This window comes from Pseudomonas sp. LB3P31, assembly GCF_054897945.1.
This window is the reverse complement of the sequence record NZ_CM142710.1, coordinates 3,254,458-3,277,561: the sequence shown is the minus strand read 5'-3', so window position 1 is coordinate 3,277,561 and position 23,104 is coordinate 3,254,458. Positions and strand designations below refer to the sequence as shown.

The following is a 23,104-nucleotide window of genomic DNA, read 5'->3' as shown; positions in this document are numbered from 1 at the left end:
ATAAAAGCAAAAGATCGCAGCCTTCGGCAGCTCCTACGGGGAAAAATGTTCACATGTAGGAGCTGCCGAAGGCTGCGATCTTTTGATTTAAAACGGCCTTAAATCAACCCCGTCTCTTCATCATCAATCAAATGACTCAACCCACCCAACGCCTCACGCGCCTGGGTCCGGTCCATCAGCTTGGCCTGGGCCGCTGCCGGCAGATCGGTGACCCGAATCACGCCCTTGCTGGTCAGCACCTGAATCAAGTCGTCGAGTACCCGGATCATTTCCAGGTCGCTCTGCTTGAGTTGCTTGAGGCTGACTTCCATCACTTCGTTGGCGTACCAGGCCTGGATCTCATGATGATCGGCGGGCAGCGTTTCCGTTGCCTCGGCGTAAGCCGCCGCTTCCACGCGCACTAATTGGCCTTGCGCATCGCGTTGCACGTAAAACATTGAGCATCCCTCAGATATGGACCAGCGTCATGCTGTCAGCAGCATAGGCCAACTGCACGCGAGTATGCGGTGCGCTGACGAAATCGTCACCGGGGTGATTGTCGCAAACGTGATGGCCGCCCGGTTTGGGCGGCCATCCGCTGGCTATCAGCTGTTGTTGTGATCAACCTTGATGGTCGGATCGCTACCGGCAATCAGGTTGTGCAGGTTGGCGGTGGACCAGTTGTTGCCCTCCAGCTTGATCGTCACATCGGCCTTGGCAGCTGCGGCGTCGTTACTGTTGAACTTGCCCGCAGAGTTCACTTCCAGCGACGAAACGCCACCCACCGTGGTGATCTTCAGGAAGTTATCGATGGTGCCGCCGGTCTCGCCCTGCAACAAGTCACGCAGGTCGATGCGGTCACCTTCGGCGGCCTTGAAGTCCTTGATCACGTCGTTACCGGCATCGCCTGCTTTCCAGACGAAGGTGTCGCCACCCAGTCCGCCGATCAGGGTGTCATCACCCTTGCCGCCGATGAGGATGTCATTGCCGTCGCCACCGTCGAGCAGGTCATTGCCGGTTCCGCCGAGCAGGATGTCGTTGCCGCTGCCGCCGTAGAGTTTATCGTCGCCGCCCTGGCCGAAGATGATGTCATCGCCGGCACCACCTAGCAGCGTATCGTTGCCATCATGAGCACCCGATACGTCGAACACTTTGTAGTTCTCGGTAACGAACTGGTGCACGTTGCTTGGGGTGACCTTGTTGGTTTCGACACCGGTTTCCTGACCGACGAACGCTTGCAGCGCGGTGTAGCCTTCACCCGTGACCCCGTTGAAGCTCACCAGGTCACCGAAGACGATGTCGTTGCCATCTCCACCATTGATGGTGTCGCTACCTGGCAGTGTCGCCTCGCTATGGCCGAGGATCGCATTGGCCAGGTCATCAGGGTTGATGTTGGCCAGCGGTTTGCCTTTGGTGGTGTTGTACGGAGCCAGGTCGCTTTCCGTTACCCCATTGTTCAGGCCAATGGCCTGTACGGTCGAGTTAGCGGCTGCGAACAGAGCGAGTGCCAGCCCTGCATCCCGTGCACTGTTGCGGTCGACTCTGCCTTCGCCGTCGTTGTAAGACAGCTCGTAGGTACCGTCGCCCTGCGCATGAATCCTCAAGCTGCTGTCGATCTTCGAGGATGACCAATTGCCGCCGGAGTCCTGGGTCCATTTGTAAACGTTACCGCTGGAATCGACCAACGTCCGCAGTTTGCCGCCGATCATCGTGCTGAACGCAGTACCAGGCGTGTAATCTCCGGCCTTCATCAGACTGTCGAGGTTGATGTCGCTAGTGTTGTTAGACCAGTAGTCGACGACTTTTGGATTCACCACCTCGTAGGACGTATAGGCAGTTGGCTCGCCGTCAGTAATGAAGTAAGTCAGGTTAGTCGCACCGGTGTTGCTCATCGCCTCGTCACTGTGGAACCAGTTGGCTGTGGTCTTGAACACGTCCTCGTAGTTGGTCCAGCCAGCTGACTTCATGCTCTCGAGCACGGTCTTCAAGCTGTCCAGCGCGCCCTTGCTCGACAAGTCGACCGAGATCGATTTGTTCACTTGGGTATCGAAGTCCACCAGGAACACCTTCACGCTGCCCGGGTTGGTGCCTTGCGATGTGGCACTGGCGATCAGCGAGGTAAATACCGCTATCAAGGAGTTCTTGGCCGATGTCACGGAGGAGGCGCTCATGCTGCCCGAACTGTCGACCATGAAGGCAATGTTGTAGTTCTGACCCGGTGTCGTCGTCAGGCCGGCGATGTCCGCCACGATGATATCGTTGCCGAAGGTGCCGTCCTGAACGTCGTTGCCCGCAGTCAGCGTGATCGGGTTGTACGTGGCCGGATAAATCGTGACCGGAATCGTCGCCGTACTCGAAGCCGATCCACCCAGTTGCTCGGTGGAAGTCGAGGTCACGGTCAGGTCGAACTTGCCGTTGTAGTAAGCCGGTGGTGTCAGGGTCAGGTTGGCCAGGTTCCAGCCAGTCACATTCGCCGAGCCATCGGTGCCCACGGTCCAGCTATGGCCCGCGTCGTCGCTCAGCACCATGCCTTTTGGGAAGCCGCTGATGGTCACGCTGAGGCTTTCCGAACCATCGGTGTCGGTCAGCGCGGTGGTGATTTTCGACAGGTGTACGCTGCCGTTTTCCGCGCCTTCGTTGAGCTTGTAGCCCTCGTAGTAACCTTCGCCATTGGTGCCGTGCAGGTCGGAAACCGTCACGCCGGATGCGGCCAGGTTGGCCACGCCGGTGTACAGCGGAATGCCGGAACTGCTCAGGTCTACAGCGGTTGCGCCGTTGACCGACAGATTGACGTCGTAGCTGCCCGGACCACTCTGGTTGTGGTGATAGATGTCGATGGTGTAGTAGCCGCTGGTAGTCGGCTTGAAGCCTGTGCCAGAGATGGCTCCGCCTTTACCCCACAACGCACTGGCCACGTCCTTGCCGCCAATGGTCACCAGCAGACTGTCGTCAGCGCTGCCGCTGAAGCTGTAAGTCTTGCCGGCTTCCAGGTAGATCAGGCCAGACGTTTTGGATGCGAGACCCACACCGGTATCGCCACTGGACTGGATGTTGGTCGAGGTGCTGGTGCTGTTCGGATTCTTCGCAGCATCAATCACCGACTTCAGGGTCGCAGTTGCCACACCGTTACCAGCGGTACCGTCATAACCTGCGCTCAAGCCGGACAGGTTGGTCCAGACTTCCTTGAGCAAGCCAGTCGAGGTCACGGCATTGCCGTCGACAGTCAGCGTCGGCTTGTCAGCTACCGGAGTAATGTCGACTTTGAGTGTCGCTTCGTTGCCTTGGTTGAAGCCATCGGTAGGCTTGAACTTGATCTGCGCGTAGTCGGCGGCCTTGTTGCCGATACCAGTGCCACCGTAACCGTCAGCACCGGACTCGTTGCCCACTGGCACGAATTTCAGTTTGCCGGCAGCGATATCCGCCTGGCTGATGACCTGGCCTGCCGCGACTTTCACCCAGCCCGCAGCGCCATTGAACATCAGGTCGCCACGACCGGCGACATCCGTGATGGTCACGCTCAGAGGGCTGTCGTTATCGACGTCGGTGGTTTTGAAGTTGTCCCATGTCAGCACCAGGTCTTTGTCTTCGAGACCGGTGACACCGTTGTTTGCTGCAACCGGTGCGTGGTCGTTGTCGACAATGGTCGTATCAACGCTGGCCTTGTTAGAGTCGATCGCGAGGTTTTCGAAATTACCGCCGCTGACCTTGTCGATGGTAATAACGAAGTTCTCGGAACCTTCCACCAGCTTGTCGTTGATGGTCGAGATATCGAAACCGACGCTATTGCTGTTGGCCGGGATCTTGACGGTAATGACACCGGTGAAGTCGACGTTGTTGGCCGCTGTGCCGGTGTATTTCAGGGTTACAAAGACATCGCTCTGGGCGGTGTTGCTCAGGTTCAGCGTGTAATGCGCTGTCTGGCCTTCAACCACTGAAGTATCGCCGCTGATGCCCACGGTGACTCTGTCGCCTTGGCCTGAAGGCTCGTCAGTGACGGTGGTGGTCAGCGGGGTCTTGTCGAGGGTCAGTTGCTCGAACTTCGTGCTGCCGCCGGAGACGGATTCGATCTTGTTGACCAACGAAGGCTGGCCGCCGGTGTAGACGTCGTCTGCGATGTTTATCGGCAACGAACCGGAGCTGGCGTTAGCGGCGATGTTGATGACCTTGCCGTTGCTCAGGGTGAAGCTCATCGCTTCGTGGTTGTTGATCGGTAAGCCGTCTTTACTGGTCAGGGTCACGGTGTAGGTGATCTGACCGCCTTCGGCGACGGTGGTTTTATCCACAGTCAGTTTGGCGATGACTTCGTTGGTGGTGTCGTTGATGGTGACCGATGCTGGGCCGCCGATCGCTGGGTTTTCCAGCGCCTTACCATTGGAGGTCGCGCCGGTAATACCTAGTTGTACGGAGCCGCCGTCTGTGTAGACGTCGTCGCCTTGCGGAGCGAGGGTGTGCACCTTCTCGGTTTCGCCTGCAGCGAAGACCACGGTTTTGCCGTTGCTCAAGGTCACAGTGACCGGTTGCAGCTGGGCCTTGTCGAGCTTGATGGTGAAGGCTGCGCCCTGGTTTTCCAGGACCGGGCCGTTGCCGGTGATGGTGATGCCAACCAGGTCGCCTTGACCGGTTGGTTCATCGGTGACGGCGGTTTGCACCGCATTCTCGCCCAGGGTCAGTTTTTCGTAGGTGTCCGCACCGGTGACCGATACCAGCTTGTTGACGATAGTCGGTTGACCACCCACCGAGATGTCGTCGGCAACCGTGATTGTTGTTTGGCCGGTAACGCTGTTCGCTGGAACCTTGATCAACGTACCGTCGGTGAGCTTGAAGGTCAGCTCAGGGTGGTTATTGATTGGCAGACCGGTGCTGGTGGTCAGGGTCACGGTGTAGGTGACTTGGCCGCCTTCCGCGACGGTGGTTTTGTCCGCCGTCAGGGTCGCAAACACTTCACTGGTGGTGTCGTTGATAACCACCGACGCTGGGCCGCCGATCACTGGATTTTCCAGCGCCGCGCCATTCGAAGTCGCGCCAGTAATGCTCAGAGATACGCTGCCACCATCTGTGTAGACGTCGTCGCCTTGTGGGGCGAGGGTGTGGACCTTCTCGGTTTCGCCGGCGGCGAAGACCACGGTTTTGCCGTTGCTCAAGGTCACAGTGACCGGTTGCAGCTGAGCTTTATCGAGCTTGATGGTGAACGCTGCGCCCTGGTTTTCCAGGACTGGGCCGTTGCCGGTGATGGTGATGCCGACCAGGTCGCCCTGGTTGTTGGTAGGCGTACCCGAACCTGGCTCATCAGTGACCTTGGTTTCCAGGGCGTTTTGGCCCAGGGTCAGCTTCTCGTAGGTGCTGGCGCCTTCCACCGAAACCAGCTTATTAACGATGGTCGGCTGGCCGCCAATGCCAATGTCGTCGGCAACCGTGATGGTTGTTTGGCCGGTAACGCTGTTCGCTGGAACCTTGATCAACGTACCGTCGGTGAGCTTGAAGGTCAGCTCAGGGTGGTTATTGATTGGCAGACCGGTGCTGGTGGTCAGGGTCACGGTGTAGGTGACTTGGCCGCCTTCCGCGACGGTGGTTTTGTCCGCCGTCAGGGTCGCAAACACTTCACTGGTGGTGTCGTTGATAACCACCGACGCTGGGCCGCCGATCACTGGATTTTCCAGCGCCGCGCCATTCGAAGTCGCGCCAGTAATGCTCAGAGATACGCTGCCACCATCTGTGTAGACGTCGTCGCCTTGTGGGGCGAGGGTGTGCACCTTCTCGGTTTCGCCTGCAGCGAAGACCACGGTTTTGCCGTTGCTCAAGGTCACAGTGACCGGTTGCAGCTGAGCTTTATCGAGCTTGATGGTGAACGCTGCGCCCTGGTTTTCCAGGACTGGGCCGTTGCCGGTGATGGTGATGCCGACCAGGTCGCCCTGGTTGTTGGTAGGCGTACCCGAACCTGGCTCATCAGTGACCTTGGTTTCCAGGGCGTTTTGGCCCAGGGTCAGCTTCTCGTAGGTGCTGGCGCCTTCCACCGAAACCAGCTTATTAACGATGGTCGGCTGGCCGCCAATGCCAATGTCGTCGGCAACCGTGATGGTTGTTTGGCCGGTAACGCTGTTCGCTGGAACCTTGATCAACGTACCGTCGGTGAGCTTGAAGGTCAGCTCAGGGTGGTTATTGATTGGCAGACCGGTGCTGGTGGTCAGGGTCACGGTGTAGGTGACTTGGCCGCCTTCCGCGACGGTGGTTTTGTCCGCCGTCAGGGTCGCAAACACTTCACTGGTGGTGTCGTTGATAACCACCGACGCTGGGCCGCCGATCACTGGATTTTCCAGCGCCGCGCCATTCGAAGTCGCGCCAGTAATGCTCAGAGATACGCTGCCACCATCTGTGTAGACGTCGTCGCCTTGTGGGGCGAGGGTGTGGACCTTCTCGGTTTCGCCGGCGGCGAAGACCACGGTTTTGCCGTTGCTCAAGGTCACAGTGACCGGTTGCAGCTGAGCTTTATCGAGCTTGATGGTGAACGCTGCGCCCTGGTTTTCCAGGACTGGGCCGTTGCCGGTGATGGTGATGCCGACCAGGTCGCCCTGGTTGTTGGTAGGCGTACCCGAACCTGGCTCATCAGTGACCTTGGTTTCCAGGGCGTTTTGGCCCAGGGTCAGCTTCTCGTAGGTGCTGGCGCCTTCCACCGAAACCAGCTTATTAACGATGGTCGGCTGGCCGCCAATGCCAATGTCGTCGGCAACCGTGATGGTTGTTTGGCCGGTAACGCTGTTCGCTGGAACCTTGATCAACGTACCGTCGGTGAGCTTGAAGGTCAGCTCAGGGTGGTTATTGATTGGCAGACCGGTGCTGGTGGTCAGGGTCACGGTGTAGGTGACTTGGCCGCCTTCCGCGACGGTGGTTTTGTCCGCCGTCAGGGTCGCAAACACTTCACTGGTGGTGTCGTTGATAACCACCGACGCTGGGCCGCCGATCACTGGATTTTCCAGCGCCGCGCCATTCGAAGTCGCGCCAGTAATGCTCAGAGATACGCTGCCACCATCTGTGTAGACGTCGTCGCCTTGTGGGGCGAGGGTGTGCACCTTCTCGGTTTCGCCTGCAGCGAAGACCACGGTTTTGCCGTTGCTCAAGGTCACAGTGACCGGTTGCAGCTGAGCTTTATCGAGCTTGATGGTGAACGCTGCGCCCTGGTTTTCCAGGACTGGGCCGTTGCCGGTGATGGTGATGCCGACCAGGTCGCCCTGGTTGTTGGTAGGCGTACCCGAACCTGGCTCATCAGTGACCTTGGTTTCCAGGGCGTTTTGGCCCAGGGTCAGCTTCTCGTAGGTGCTGGCGCCTTCCACCGAAACCAGCTTATTAACGATGGTCGGCTGGCCGCCAATGCCAATGTCGTCGGCAACCGTGATGGTTGTTTGGCCGGTAACGCTGTTCGCTGGAACCTTGATCAACGTACCGTCGGTGAGCTTGAAGGTCAGCTCAGGGTGGTTATTGATTGGCAGACCGGTGCTGGTGGTCAGGGTCACGGTGTAGGTGACTTGGCCGCCTTCCGCGACGGTGGTTTTGTCCGCCGTCAGGGTCGCAAACACTTCACTGGTGGTGTCGTTGATAACCACCGACGCTGGGCCGCCGATCACTGGATTTTCCAGCGCCGCGCCATTCGAAGTCGCGCCAGTAATGCTCAGAGATACGCTGCCACCATCTGTGTAGACGTCGTCGCCTTGTGGGGCGAGGGTGTGGACCTTCTCGGTTTCGCCGGCGGCGAAGACCACGGTTTTGCCGTTGCTCAAGGTCACAGTGACCGGTTGCAGCTGAGCTTTATCGAGCTTGATGGTGAACGCTGCGCCCTGGTTTTCCAGGACTGGGCCGTTGCCGGTGATGGTGATGCCGACCAGGTCGCCCTGGTTGTTGGTAGGCGTACCCGAACCTGGCTCATCAGTGACCTTGGTTTCCAGGGCGTTTTGGCCCAGGGTCAGCTTCTCGTAGGTGCTGGCGCCTTCCACCGAAACCAGCTTATTAACGATGGTCGGCTGGCCGCCAATGCCAATGTCGTCGGCAACCGTGATGGTTGTTTGGCCGGTAACGCTGTTCGCTGGAACCTTGATCAACGTACCGTCGGTGAGCTTGAAGGTCAGCTCAGGGTGGTTATTGATTGGCAGACCGGTGCTGGTGGTCAGGGTCACGGTGTAGGTGACTTGGCCGCCTTCCGCGACGGTGGTTTTGTCCGCCGTCAGGGTCGCAAACACTTCACTGGTGGTGTCGTTGATAACCACCGACGCTGGGCCGCCGATCACTGGATTTTCCAGCGCCGCGCCATTCGAAGTCGCGCCAGTAATGCTCAGAGATACGCTGCCACCATCTGTGTAGACGTCGTCGCCTTGTGGGGCGAGGGTGTGCACCTTCTCGGTTTCGCCTGCAGCGAAGACCACGGTTTTGCCGTTGCTCAAGGTCACAGTGACCGGTTGCAGCTGAGCTTTATCGAGCTTGATGGTGAAGGCTGCGCCCTGATTTTCCTGAACGGGGCCGTTACCGGTGATGGTGATGCCGACGGCATCGCCTTGGTTGTCGGTTGGAGTACCCGAACCCGGCTCATCAGTGACCTTGGTTTCCACCGCATTCTGACCCAAGGTCAGTTTTTCGTAGGTGCCTGCACCTTCGACCGATACCAGCTTGTTGACGATAGTCGGTTGGCCGCCCACTGCGATGTCGTCAGCAGCCGTGATAGTCGCCTGGCCAGTGATGCTATTGGCAGGAACGGTAATCAACGTGCCGTCGGTAAGCTTGAAGGTCAGCTCAGGATGGTTGGTCAGTGGCAGACCGGTGCTGGTGGTCAGGGTCACGGTGTAGGTGACTTGGCCGCCTTCAGCCACGGTGGTTTTGTCTGCAGTCAAAGTCGCAAACACTTCACTGGTGGTGTCGCCGATGGTGACCGAAGCTGGGCCGCCGATGGTTGGATTTTCCAGCGCTGCGCCATTGGAGGTGGCGCCGGTAATGCTCAGTTCCACCGTTTCGCCGTCTTTGTAGACGTCGTCGCCTTGCGGCGCCAGGGTGTGGACTTTCTCGGTTTGGCCTGCGGCGAAGACCAACGTCGCACCGTCGCTCAGCTTGACGGTCACTGGGTGATCTTGAGCCTTGTCGAGCTTGATGGTGAACGCTGCGCCCTGGTTTTCCTGAACGGGACCGTTACCGGTGATGGTGATGCCAACGGCATCGCCTTGGTTGTCGGTTGGAGTACCCGAACCTGGCTCATCAGTGACCTTGGTTTCCACCGCGTTCTGACCGAGGGTCAGTTGTTCGTAGGTGCCTGCACCTTCGACCGATACCAGCTTGTTGACGATGGTCGGTTGACCGCCAAGGCCGATGTCATCGGCAGCCGTGATGGTGGCTTGGCCAGTGATGCTGTTAGCAGGGACAGTAATGGTGGTGCCATCGGTGAGCTTAAAAGTCAGCTCAGGATGGTTGGTCAGCGGCAGACCGGTGCTGGTGGTCAGGGTCACGGTGTAAGTGACTTGGCCGCCTTCAGCAACAGTCGTTTTGTCTGCAGTCAAAGTCGCGAAGACTTCACTGGTGGTGTCGCCGATGGTGACCGAAGCTGGGCCACCAATCGAAGGATTCTCCAGCGCTGCGCCGTTGGAGGTCGCGCTGGAAATGCTCAGTTCCACCGTTTCGCCGTCTTTGTAGACGTCGTCGCCTTGCGGCGCCAGGGTGTGGACTTTCTCGGTTTGGCCTGCGGCGAAAACCAGGGTCGCACCGTCGCTCAGCTTGACGGTCACTGGGTGGTCTTGAGCCTTGTCGAGCTTGATGGTGAAGGCGGCGCCCTGGTTTTCCTGAACGGGACCGTTACCGGTAATGGTGATGCCGACGGCATCGCCTTGGTTGTCGGTTGGAGTACCCGAACCCGGCTCATCAGTGACCTTGGTTTCCACCGCGTTCTGACCGAGGGTCAGTTGTTCGTAGGTGCCTGCGCCTTCAACCGATACCAGCTTGTTGACGATAGTCGGTTGGCCGCCCACTGCGATGTCGTCAGCAGCCGTGATAGTCGCCTGGCCAGTGATGCTATTGGCAGGAACGGTAATCAACGTGCCGTCGGTAAGCTTGAAGGTCAGCTCAGGATGGTTGGTCAGTGGCAGACCGGTGCTGGTGGTCAGAGTCACGGTGTAAGTGACTTGGCCGCCTTCCGCCACAGTCGTTTTGTCTGCAGTCAAAGTCGCGAAGACTTCACTGGTGGTGTCGCCGATGGTGACCGACGCTGGGCCGCCGATGGTTGGATTTTCCAGCGCTGCGCCATTGGAGGTGGCACCGGTAATGCTCAGTTCTACCGTTTCGCCGTCTTTGTAGACGTCGTCGCCTTGCGGCGCCAGGGTGTGGACCTTCTCGGTTTGGCCAGCGGCGAAGACCAACGTCGCACCGTCGCTCAGCTTGACGGTCACTGGGTGATCTTGAGCTTTGTCGAGCTTGATGGTGAACGCTGCGCCCTGGTTTTCCTGAACGGGACCGTTACCGGTAATGGTGATGCCAACGGCATCGCCTTGGTTGTCGGTTGGAGTACCCGAACCCGGCTCATCAGTGACCTTGGTTTCCACCGCGTTCTGACCGAGGGTCAGTTGTTCGTAGGTGCCTGCACCTTCGACCGATACCAGTTTGTTGACGATGGTCGGTTGGCCGCCCACTGCGATGTCATCGGCAGCCGTGATGGTGGCTTGGCCAGTGATGCTGTTAGCAGGGACAGTAATGGTGGTGCCATCGGTGAGCTTGAAGGTCAGCTCAGGATGGTTGGTCAGCGGCAGACCGGTGCTGGTGGTCAGGGTCACGGTGTAGGTGACTTGGCCGCCTTCAGCAACAGTCGTTTTGTCTGCAGTCAAAGTCGCGAAGACTTCACTGGTGGTGTCGCCGATGGTGACCGAAGCTGGGCCACCAATCGAAGGATTCTCCAGCGCTGCGCCGTTGGAGGTCGCGCTGGAAATGCTCAGTTCCACCGTTTCGCCGTCTTTGTAGACGTCGTCGCCTTGCGGCGCCAGGGTGTGGACTTTCTCGGTTTGGCCTGCGGCGAAGACCAGGGTCGCACCGTCGCTCAGCTTGACGGTCACTGGGTGATCTTGAGCTTTGTCGAGCTTGATGGTGAACGCTGCGCCCTGGTTTTCCTGAACGGGACCGTTACCGGTAATGGTGATGCCAACGGCATCGCCTTGGTTGTCGGTTGGAGTACCCGAACCCGGCTCATCAGTGACCTTGGTTTCCACCGCGTTCTGACCGAGGGTCAGTTGTTCGTAGGTGCCTGCACCTTCGACCGATACCAGTTTGTTGACGATGGTCGGTTGGCCGCCCACTGCGATGTCGTCAGCAGCCGTGATAGTCGCCTGGCCAGTGATGCTATTGGCAGGAACGGTAATCAACGTGCCATCGGTGAGCTTGAAGGTCAGCTCAGGATGGTTGGTCAGTGGCAGACCGGTGCTGGTGGTCAGAGTCACGGTGTAAGTGACTTGGCCGCCTTCCGCCACAGTCGTTTTGTCTGCAGTCAAAGTCGCGAAGACTTCACTGGTGGTGTCGCCGATGGTGACCGACGCTGGGCCGCCGATGGTTGGATTTTCCAGCGCTGCGCCATTGGAGGTGGCACCGGTAATGCTCAGTTCTACCGTTTCGCCGTCTTTGTAGACGTCGTCGCCTTGCGGCGCCAGGGTGTGGACCTTCTCGGTTTGGCCAGCGGCGAAGACCAACGTCGCACCGTCGCTCAGCTTGACGGTCACTGGGTGATCTTGAGCTTTGTCGAGCTTGATGGTGAAGGCTGCGCCCTGATTTTCCTGAACGGGACCGTTACCAGTGATGGTGATGCCAACGGCATCGCCTTGGTTGTCGGTTGGAGTACCCGAACCCGGCTCATCAGTGACCTTGGTTTCCACCGCATTCTGACCCAAGGTCAGTTTTTCGTAGGTGCCTGCACCTTCGACCGATACCAGCTTGTTGACGATAGTCGGTTGGCCGCCCACTGCGATGTCGTCAGCAGCCGTGATGGTCGCCTGGCCAGTGATGCTATTGGCAGGAACGGTAATCAACGTGCCATCGGTGAGCTTGAAGGTCAGCTCAGGATGGTTGGTCAGTGGCAGACCGGTGCTGGTGGTCAGAGTCACGGTGTAGGTGACTTGGCCGCCTTCAGCCACGGTGGTTTTGTCTGCAGTCAAAGTCGCGAAGACTTCACTGGTGGTGTCGCCGATGGTGACCGAAGCTGGGCCACCAATCGAAGGATTCTCCAGCGCTGCGCCATTGGAGGTGGCACCGGTAATGCTCAGTTCTACCGTTTCGCCGTCTTTGTAGACGTCGTCGCCTTGTGGGGCGAGGGTGTGGACCTTCTCGGTTTGGCCTGCGGCGAAAACCAGGGTCGCACCGTCGCTCAGCTTCACGGTAACGGGATGGTCTTGAGCCTTGTCGAGCTTGATGGTGAACGCTGCGCCCTGGTTTTCCTGAACGGGACCGTTGCCGGTGATGGTGATGCCAACGGCATCGCCTTGGTTGTCGGTTGGAGTACCCGAACCTGGCTCATCAGTGACCTTGGTTTCCACCGCGTTCTGACCGAGGGTCAGTTGTTCGTAGGTGCCTGCACCTTCGACCGATACCAGCTTGTTGACGATGGTCGGTTGACCGCCCACCGAGATATCGTCGGCAACTGTGATGGTTGTCTGGCCAGTGACGCTGTTCGCCGGCACTTTGATAAAGGTGCCGTCGGTGAGCTTGAAGGTCAGCTCAGGATGGTTGGTCAGTGGCAGACCGGTGCTGGTGGTCAGAGTCACGGTGTAGGTGACTTGGCCGCCTTCAGCCACGGTGGTTTTGTCTGCAGTCAAAGTCGCGAAGACTTCACTGGTGGTGTCGCCGATGGTCACCGACGCTGGGCCACCAATCGAAGGATTCTCCAGCGCTGCGCCATTCGAGGTCGCGCCGGTAATGCTCAGTTCTACCGTTTCGCCGTCTTTGTAGACGTCGTCGCCTTGTGGGGCGAGGGTGTGGACCTTCTCGGTTTGGCCTGCGGCGAAAACCAGGGTCGCACCGTCGCTCAGCTTCACAGTAACGGGATGGTCTTGAGCCTTGTCGAGCTTGATGGTGAACGCTGCGCCCTGGTTTTCCTGAACGGGACCGTTACCGGTGATGGTGATGCCAACGGCATCGCCTTGGTTGTCGGTTGGAGTACCCGAACCTGGCTCATCAGTGACCTTGGTTTCCATCGCGTTCTGACCGAGGGTCAGTTGTTCGTAGGTGCCTGCACCTTCGACCGATACCAGTTTGTTGACGATGGTCGGTTGACCGCCAAGGCCGATGTCATCGGCAGCCGTGATGGTGGCTTGGCCAGTGATGCTGTTAGCAGGGACAGTAATGGTGGTGCCATCGGTGAGCTTAAAAGTCAGCTCAGGATGGTTGGTCAGCGGCAGACCCGTGCTGGTGGTCAGGGTCACGGTGTAGGTGACTTGGCCGCCTTCCGCCACGGTGGTTTTATCCGCCGTCAGGGTGGCGAACACTTCACTGGTGGTGTCGCCGATGGTGACCGAAGCTGGGCCACCAATCGAAGGATTCTCCAGCGCCGCGCCATTCGAGGTGGCACCGGTAATGCTCAGTTCTACCGTTTCGCCGTCTTTGTAGACGTCGTCGCCTTGCGGCGCCAGGGTGTGGACTTTCTCGGTTTGGCCTGCGGCGAAGACCAGGGTCGCACCGTCGCTCAGCTTCACAGTAACGGGATGGTCTTGAGCCTTGTCGAGCTTGATGGTGAACGCTGCGCCCTGGTTTTCCTGAACGGGACCGTTACCGGTGATGGTGATGCCAACGGCATCGCCTTGACCGGCAGGTTCGTCAGTAACGGCGGTTTGCACCGCGTTCTCGCCAAGAGTCAGTTTTTCGTAGGTGCCTGCGCCTTCAACCGATTCCAGCTTGTTGACGATAGTCGGTTGGCCGCCAAGGCCGATGTCATCGGCAGCCGTGATGGTGGCTTGGCCAGTGATGCTGTTAGCAGGGACAGTAATGGTGGTGCCATCGGTGAGCTTGAAGGTCAGCTCAGGATGGTTGGTCAGCGGCAGACCGGTGCTGGTGGTCAGGGTCACGGTGTAGGTGACTTGGCCGCCTTCAGCCACGGTGGTTTTGTCTGCCGTCAGGGTGGCGAACACTTCACTGGTGGTGTCGCCGATGGTGACCGACGCTGGGCCGCCGATGGTTGGATTTTCCAGCGCTGCGCCATTGGAGGTGGCGCCGGTAATGCTCAGTTCCACCGTTTCGCCGTCTTTGTAGACGTCGTCGCCTTGCGGCGCCAGGGTGTGGACTTTCTCGGTTTGGCCTGCGGCGAAGACCAGGGTCGCACCGTCGCTCAGCTTCACAGTAACGGGATGGTCTTGAGCCTTGTCGAGCTTGATGGTGAACGCTGCGCCCTGGTTTTCCTGAACGGGACCGTTACCGGTGATGGTGATGCCAACGGCATCGCCTTGACCGGCAGGTTCGTCAGTAACGGCGGTTTGCACCGCGTTCTCGCCAAGAGTCAGTTTTTCGTAGGTGCCTGCGCCTTCAACCGATTCCAGCTTGTTGACGATAGTCGGTTGGCCGCCAAGGCCGATGTCATCGGCAGCCGTGATGGTGGCTTGGCCAGTGATGCTGTTAGCAGGGACAGTAATGGTGGTGCCATCGGTGAGCTTGAAGGTCAGCTCAGGATGGTTGGTCAGTGGCAGACCGGTGCTGGTGGTCAGGGTCACGGTGTAAGTCACCGAACCGCCTTCCGCCACAGTCGTTTTGTCTGCAGTCAGGGTGGCGAACACTTCACTGGTGGTGTCGCCGATGGTGACCGACGCTGGGCCGCCGATGGTTGGATTTTCCAGCGCTGCGCCATTGGAGGTCGCGTCGGTAATGCTCAGTTCCACCGTTTCGCCGTCTTTGTAGACGTCGTCGCCTTGCGGCGCCAGGGTGTGGACTTTCTCGGTTTGGCCTGCGGCGAAGACCAGGGTCGCACCGTCGCTCAGCTTCACAGTAACGGGATGGTCTTGAGCCTTGTCGAGCTTGATGGTGAACGCTGCGCCCTGGTTTTCCTGAACGGGACCGTTACCGGTAATGGTGATGCCAACAGCATCGCCTTGACCGGTTGGTTCGTCGGTCACAGCGGTTTGCACCGCGTTCTCGCCCAGAGTCAGTTTTTCGTAGCTGCCTGCACCTTCAACCGATACCAGTTTGTTGACGATGGTCGGTTGGCCGCCCACTGCGATGTCGTCAGCAGCCGTGATGGTCGCCTGGCCAGTGATGCTATTGGCAGGAACGGTAATCAACGTGCCATCGGTGAGCTTGAAGGTCAGCTCAGGATGGTTGGTCAGTGGCAGACCGGTGCTGGTGGTCAGGGTCACGGTGTAAGTGACTTGGCCGCCTTCAGCAACAGTCGTTTTGTCTGCAGTCAGGGTGGCGAACACTTCACTGGTGGTGTCGCCGATGGTGACCGAAGCTGGGCCACCAATCGAAGGATTCTCCAGCGCCGCGCCATTGGAGGTGGCGCCGGTAATGCTCAGTTCCACCGTTTCGCCGTCTTTGTAGACGTCGTCGCCTTGTGGGGCGAGGGTGTGGACCTTCTCGGTTTGGCCTGCGGCGAAAACCAGGGTCGCACCGTCGCTCAGCTTCACGGTAACGGGATGGTCTTGAGCCTTGTCGAGCTTGATGGTGAACGCTGCGCCCTGGTTTTCCTGAACGGGACCGTTGCCGGTGATGGTGATGCCAACGGCATCGCCTTGGTTGTCGGTTGGAGTACCCGAACCTGGCTCATCAGTGACCTTGGTTTCCACCGCGTTCTGACCGAGGGTCAGTTGTTCGTAGGTGCCTGCACCTTCGACCGATACCAGCTTGTTGACGATGGTCGGTTGACCGCCCACCGAGATATCGTCGGCAACTGTGATGGTTGTCTGGCCAGTGACGCTGTTCGCCGGCACTTTGATAAAGGTGCCGTCGGTGAGCTTGAAGGTCAGCTCAGGATGGTTGGTCAGTGGCAGACCGGTGCTGGTGGTCAGGGTCACGGTGTAAGTCACCGAACCGCCTTCCGCCACAGTCGTTTTGTCTGCAGTCAGGGTGGCGAACACTTCACTGGTGGTGTCGCCGATGGTGACCGACGCTGGGCCGCCGATGGTTGGATTTTCCAGCGCTGCGCCATTGGAGGTCGCGTCGGTAATGCTCAGTTCCACCGTTTCGCCGTCTTTGTAGACGTCGTCGCCTTGCGGCGCCAGGGTGTGGACTTTCTCGGTTTGGCCTGCGGCGAAGACCAGGGTCGCACCGTCGCTCAGCTTCACAGTAACGGGATGGTCTTGAGCCTTGTCGAGCTTGATGGTGAACGCTGCGCCCTGGTTTTCCTGAACGGGACCGTTACCGGTAATGGTGATGCCAACAGCATCGCCTTGACCGGTTGGTTCGTCGGTCACAGCGGTTTGCACCGCGTTCTCGCCCAGAGTCAGTTTTTCGTAGCTGCCTGCACCTTCAACCGATACCAGTTTGTTGACGATGGTCGGTTGGCCGCCCACTGCGATGTCGTCAGCAGCCGTGATGGTCGCCTGGCCAGTGATGCTATTGGCAGGAACGGTAATCAACGTGCCATCGGTGAGCTTGAAGGTCAGCTCAGGATGGTTGGTCAGTGGCAGACCGGTGCTGGTGGTCAGGGTCACGGTGTAAGTGACTTGGCCGCCTTCAGCAACAGTCGTTTTGTCTGCAGTCAGGGTGGCGAACACTTCACTGGTGGTGTCGCCGATGGTGACCGAAGCTGGGCCACCAATCGAAGGATTCTCCAGCGCCGCGCCATTGGAGGTGGCGCCGGTAATGCTCAGTTCCACCGTTTCGCCGTCTTTGTAGACGTCGTCGCCTTGTGGGGCGAGGGTGTGGACCTTCTCGGTTTGGCCTGCGGCGAAAACCAGGGTCGCACCGTCGCTCAGCTTCACAGTAACGGGATGGTCTTGAGCCTTGTCGAGCTTGATGGTGAACGCTGCGCCCTGGTTTTCCTGAACGGGACCGTTACCGGTAATGGTGATGCCGACGGCATCGCCTTGACCGGCAGGTTCGTCAGTCACAGCGGTTTGCACCGCGTTCTCGCCCAGAGTCAGTTTTTCGTAGGTGCCTGCGCCTTCAACCGATTCCAGCTTGTTGACGATGGTCGGTTGACCGCCCACCGAGATGTCGTCGGCAACTGTGATGGTTGTCTGGCCAGTGACGCTGTTCGCCGGCACTTTGATAAAGGTGCCGTCGGTGAGCTTGAAGGTCAGCTCAGGATGGTTGGTCAGCGGCAGACCGGTGCTGGTGGTGAGGGTCACGGTGTATGTCACCGAACCGCCTTCCGCCACAGTCGTTTTGTCTGCAGTCAAAGTCGCGAAGACTTCACTGGTGGTGTCGCCGATGGTGACCGAAGCTGGGCCACCGATGGTTGGATTTTCCAGCGCCGCGCCATTCGAGGTCGCGCCGGTAATGCTCAGTTCTACCGTTTCGCCGTCTTTGTAGACGTCGTCGCCTTGTGGGGCGAGGGTGTGGACCTTCTCGGTTTGGCCTGCGGCGAAGACCAGGGTCGCACCGTCGCTCAGCTTGACGGTCACGGGGTGATCTTGAGCTTTGTCGAGCTTGATGGTGAAGGCTGCGCCCTGGTTTTCCTGAACGGGGCCGTTACCGGTGATGGTGATGCCGACGGCATCGCCTTGACCGGTTGGTTCGTCGGTAACAGCGGTTTGCACCGCGTTCTCGCCCAGGGTCAGTTTTTCGTAGGTGCCTGCACCTTCGACCGATACCAGTTTGTTGACGATGGTCGGTTGGCCGCCCACTGCGATGTCGTCAGCAGCCGTGATAGTCGCCTGGCCAGTGATGCTATTGGCAGGAACGGTAATCAACGTGCCATCGGTGAGCTTGAAGGTCAGCTCAGGATGGTTGGTCAGCGGCAGACCCGTGCTGGTGGTCAGGGTCACGGTGTAAGTGACTTGGCCGCCTTCAGCCACGGTGGTTTTGTCTGCAGTCAGGGTGGCGAACACTTCACTGGTGGTGTCGCCGATGGTGACCGACGCTGGGCCGCCGATGGTTGGATTTTCCAGCGCTGCGCCATTCGAGGTCGCGCCGGTAATGCTCAGTTCTACCGTTTCGCCGTCTTTGTAGACGTCGTCGCCTTGCGGCGCCAGGGTGTGGACTTTCTCGGTTTGGCCTGCGGCGAAGACCAACGTCGCACCGTCGCTCAGCTTCACGGTAACGGGATGGTCTTGAGCCTTGTCGAGCTTTATGGTGAACGCTGCGCCCTGGTTTTCCTGAACGGGACCGTTGCCGGTGATGGTGATGCCAACGGCATCGCCTTGGTTGTCGGTTGGAGTACCCGAACCTGGCTCATCAGTGACCTTGGTTTCCACCGCGTTCTGACCGAGGGTCAGTTGTTCGTAGGTGCCTGCACCTTCGACCGATACCAGTTTGTTGACGATGGTCGGTTGACCGCCCACTGCGATGTCATCGGCAGCCGTGATGGTGGCTTGGCCAGTGATGCTGTTAGCAGGGACAGTAATGGTGGTGCCATCGGTGAGCTTAAAAGTCAGCTCAGGATGGTTGGTCAGTGGCAGACCGGTGCTGGTGGTCAGGGTCACGGTGTAGGTGACTTGGCCGCCTTCCGCCACGGTGGTTTTATCCGCCGTCAGGGTGGCGAACACTTCACTGGTGGTGTCGCCGATGGTCACCGACGCTGGGCCACCAATCGAAGGATTCTCCAGCGCCGCGCCATTGGAGGTCGCGCTGGAAATGCTCAGTTCCACCGTTTCGCCGTCTTTGTAGACGTCGTCGCCTTGCGGCGCCAGGGTGTGGACCTTCTCGGTTTCGCCTGCCGCGAAGACCACAGTTTTACCGTCGCTCAAGGTCACAGTGACCGGTTGCAGCTGGGCTTTGTCGAGCTTGATAGTGAAAGCTGCGCCCTGGTTTTCCAGGACTGGGCTGTTGCCAGTGATGCTGATGTTGACCGCGTCGCCTTGACCGGTAGGTTCGTCAGTAACGGTCGTTTCAAGCGCATTCTGACCCAGGGTCAGCTGCTCGAAGTTGTCTGCACCGCTGACGCCTTCCAGTTTGTTAACGATGGTCGGCTGACCACCGACCAGGATGTCATCCGGCGCAACAATTGTCGCGGTGCCAACGTTGCCGTTGGCTGGGACTTTGATCTGGGTGCCGTCAGTCAGAGTGAACGTCAGTTCTCCGTGATTATTGATCGGCAGGCCTGCGGCGTTGGTCAGGGTGACGGTGTAAGTAACCGAACCACCTTCCGCGACAGTCGTTTTGTCTGCAGTCAGGGTCGCGATCACTTCACTGGTGGTATCACCAACAACAACTTGAGCTTCATTACCGATGACCAGGTTTTCGAAAGTTTTACCTTCGGCCGCCGCACCAGTAATGCCCAGCTTGATGGTCTCGCCATCCTTGTAAACGTCATCGCCCTGAACAGGCAAGGTGTAGGAGGTCTGAGTTGCACCGGCCGCGATAGTTACGGTCTGGCCATTGCTCAGGGTCACGGTCAGGTTATGATCCAGCTTCTGATCAACCTTGATGGTGAAGGTCGGCGCAGCGTTTTCCAGCACGTCGCCAGCACTTTCGATTGTCACAGTGACGGTATCGATGCGATCGGTGATGGTGGTAACGGCTGGAGTAGTACTCAGCACCAAGTTTTCAAAGTTGCCGCCGGTAGCGCCAGTGATCGTGGTGCTGACGGTGCTGCCGTTGACATAAACGTCGTTGGCCGGAGTTTCGACCACGACGGAACCAGTGGTCTGCCCAGCGCCAATAGTAATGACCGAGCCATTGCTCAAGGTCACAGTCACCGGAGTGCCAGCCGGGTTGGTCAAGGTAGCGGTGTAGGTAATCGCGCCGCCTTCAACAACAGTCGAACCTGCGGTCAGGGTGACGGCGGTGGCATCGATCGAGTCGGTGACGGTGGTAACAGCTGGCGTAGTACTCGGCACCAAGTTTTCAAAGTTGCCGCCAGTAGCCCCAGTGATCGTGGTGCTGACGGTGCTGCCGTTGACATAAACGTCGTTGGCCGGAGTTTCGACCACGACGGAACCAGTGGTCTGCCCAGCGCCAATAGTAATGACCGAGCCATTGCTCAAGGTCACAGTCACCGGAGTGCCAGCCGGGTTGGTCAAGGTAGCGGTGTAGGTAATCGCGCCGCCTTCAACAACAGTCGAACCTGCGGTCAGGGTGACGGCGGTGGCATCGATCGAGTCGGTGATGGTGGTAACGGCTGGGGTCGTGCTCGGCACCAAGTTTTCAAAGTTGCCGCCGGTAGCGCCAGTGATCGTGGTGCTGACGGTGCTGCCGTTGACATAAACGTCGTTGGCCGGAGTTTCGACCACGACGGAACCAGTGGTCTGCCCAGCGCCAATAGTAATGACCGAGCCATTGCTCAAGGTCACAGTCACCGGAGTGCCAGCCGGGTTGGTCAAGGTAGCGGTGTAGGTAATCGCGCCGCCTTCAACAACAGTCGAACCTGCGGTCAGGGTGACGGCGGTGGCATCGATCGAGTCGGTGATGGTGGTAACGGCTGGGGTCGTGCTCGGCACCAAGTTTTCAAAGTTGCCGCCGGTAGCGCCAGTGATCGTGGTGCTGACGGTGCTGCCGTTGACATAAACGTCGTTGGCCGGAGTTTCGACCACGACGGAACCAGTGGTCTGCCCAGCGCCAATAGTAATGACCGAGCCATTGCTCAAGGTCACAGTCACCGGAGTGCCAGCAGGATTGGTCAATGTCGCGGTGTAGGTGATCGCGCCGCCTTCAACCACAGTCGAGCCTGCAGTCAGGGTGACGGCGGTGGCATCGATCGAGTCGGTGATGGTGGTAACGGCTGGGGTCGTGCTCGGCACCAAGTTTTCAAAGTTGCCGCCGGTAGCGCCAGTGATCGTGGTGCTGACAGTGCTGCCATTGTTGTACACGTCATTGGCCGGAGTCGGCACGTTCACGGAACCAGTGGTCTGCCCAGCGCCAATAGTAATGACCGAGCCATTGCTCAAGGTCACAGTCACCGGAGTGCCAGCAGGATTGGTCAATGTCGCGGTGTAGGTGATCGCGCCGCCTTCAACCACAGTCGAGCCTGCAGTCAGAGTGACGGCGGTAGCATCGATCGAATCGGTGACAGTGGTAACAGCTGGCGTAGTACTCGGCACCAGGTTTTCAAAGTTGCCGCCAGTAGCCCCAGTGATCGTGGTGCTGACGGTGCTGCCGTTGACATAAACGTCGTTGGCCGGAGTTTCGACCACGACGGAACCAGTGGTCTGCCCAGCGCCAATAGTAATCACCGAGCCATTGCTCAAGGTCACAGTCACCGGAGTGCCAGCCGGGTTGGTCAAGGTAGCGGTGTAGGTAATCGCGCCGCCTTCAACAACAGTCGAACCTGCGGTCAGGGTGACGGCGGTGGCATCGATCGAGTCGGTGATGGTGGTAACGGCTGGGGTCGTGCTCGGCACCAAGTTTTCAAAGTTGCCGCCGGTCGCGCCAGTAATGGTGGTGCTGACGGTGCTGCCGTTGACATAAACGTCATTGGCCGGAGTGTCGACTACAACAGAGCCCGTGGTCTGCCCAGCGCCGATAGTAATGACCGAGCCATTGCTCAAGGTCACAGTCACCGGGGTGCCAGCCGGGTTGGTCAAGGTAGCGGTGTAGGTAATCGCGCCGCCTTCAACAACAGTCGAACCTGCGGTCAGGGTGACGGCGGTGGCATCGATCGAGTCGGTGATGGTGGTAACGGCTGGGGTCGTGCTCGGCACCAAGTTTTCAAAGTTGCCGCCGGTCGCGCCAGTAATGGTGGTGCTGACGGTGCTGCCGTTGACATAAACGTCATTGGCCGGAGTGTCGACTACAACAGAGCCCGTGGTCTGCCCAGCGCCGATAGTAATGACCGAGCCATTGCTCAAGGTCACAGTCACCGGGGTGCCAGCCGGGTTGGTCAAGGTAGCGGTGTAGGTAATCGCGCCGCCTTCAACCACAGTCGAGCCTGCAGTCAGGGTGACAGCGGTAGCATCGATCGAATCGGTGACGGTGGTTACGGCTGGCGTAGTGCTCGGCACCAGGTTTTCAAAATTGCCGCCAATAGCGCCAGTGATCGTGGTGCTGACAGTGCTGCCATTGTTGTACACGTCATTGGCCGGAGTCGGCACGTTCACGGTGCCAGTGGTCTGACCCGCGCCAATGGTGATGACCGAGCCATTGCTCAAGGTCACGGTCACCGGCGTCTGAGCCGGATTGGTCAATGTAGCGGTGTAGGTGATCGCCCCCCCTTCAACAACAGTCGGGCCGGCGGTCAGCGTGACGGTAGTCGTGTCGACGGTGTCAGTCACCTGGGTCACGGCGGGAGCGGTCGGAGGCGTAACAGTGATTCCGCCGCCGGTGGTGCCGGTGACGGTTACTTCGATCTGGCTCGGGTCGTTGTAGACAGTGTCGTTTGGCGCGAGCGGCACGTTGACGGTGCCCGTGGTCTGGCCCGCAGGAATGACGATCACTGCGCCGTTGGACAGCGTGATGGTCAGGTCACTCAGAGGTGCCTGGCTCAGGTTCGCGGTGTAAACCAACACACCACCGGCCTCGGTGATGGTCGGCGTCGCGCCCAGGCTCAGCGTCGAGGTGAGCGGGGCGTCAACCTCGGCGTTGTTGTTTGTGTTGTTCTGGTTATCAACAGTTTCCAGCGCAGTCAGCGGCACAGCACCGAAACCTGCGGTTGGAAAACCAATGGTTGGGTCGACCCGGCCAGCGGTTGCGTCGAGCATCACAAAGCTGTGACCGCCGCCTGCTGCGCCGCCATTGCTTGCAGCGGTCGGGCCTGCAGCGGTGGCTTCCAGGTCTTTGGTCGGGTCGGCGCCGGCAACGATGGCTTGTTGCAGTTCTTCAACCGACGGCGCGGCTTGGGCGGTCGCTTCGGCCAGAGCGGCGCTGGAGTCCGGGGCGCTGCCGCTCCATTGAGTGTCACGACCCAGGTCCACGGTGCGGCCGTCGGCCAGCTCGAGGGTTACCGCGCCGGCTGCGCCGGTGTCCACCTGGTCGCCAATGAACAGGCGATCGCCTTCAACAAGCACACGCCGAATGCCCTCTGGGGACACCACGAAAACTTGACCAACAATGCTTTTGACGATGGCAACAACACTGCTCATTGAAGACTCTCCGGTGTCACGTTCAG

At 59.2% G+C, this 23,104-nt stretch carries 2 protein-coding genes; both read right to left on the bottom strand.

What is annotated here, in order from left to right; translation table 11 throughout:
* Window positions 1-98: 98 nt before the first annotated feature.
* Window positions 99-437, bottom strand: coding sequence for a tryptophan synthase subunit beta (locus tag ACYZTK_RS14745; RefSeq protein WP_266020039.1), 339 nt, complete (start codon window positions 435-437; stop codon window positions 99-101).
* Window positions 438-584: 147 nt separating this feature from the next.
* Window positions 585-23,078 (bottom strand): immunoglobulin-like domain-containing protein, encoded by a 22,494-nt coding sequence (locus ACYZTK_RS14740; RefSeq protein WP_462010568.1) that lies wholly within the window; start codon window positions 23,076-23,078, stop codon window positions 585-587.
* Window positions 23,079-23,104 lie beyond the last annotated feature (26 nt).

Bases quoted from the DNA above. Each gene is read 5' to 3' on its own strand.
- ACYZTK_RS14740 (WP_462010568.1), bottom strand. From the start codon at position 23,078: ATGAGCAGTGTTGTTGCCATCGTCAAAAGCATTGTTGGTCAAGTTTTC.
- ACYZTK_RS14745 (WP_266020039.1), bottom strand. From the start codon at position 437: ATGTTTTACGTGCAACGCGATGCGCAAGGCCAATTAGTGCGCGTGGAA.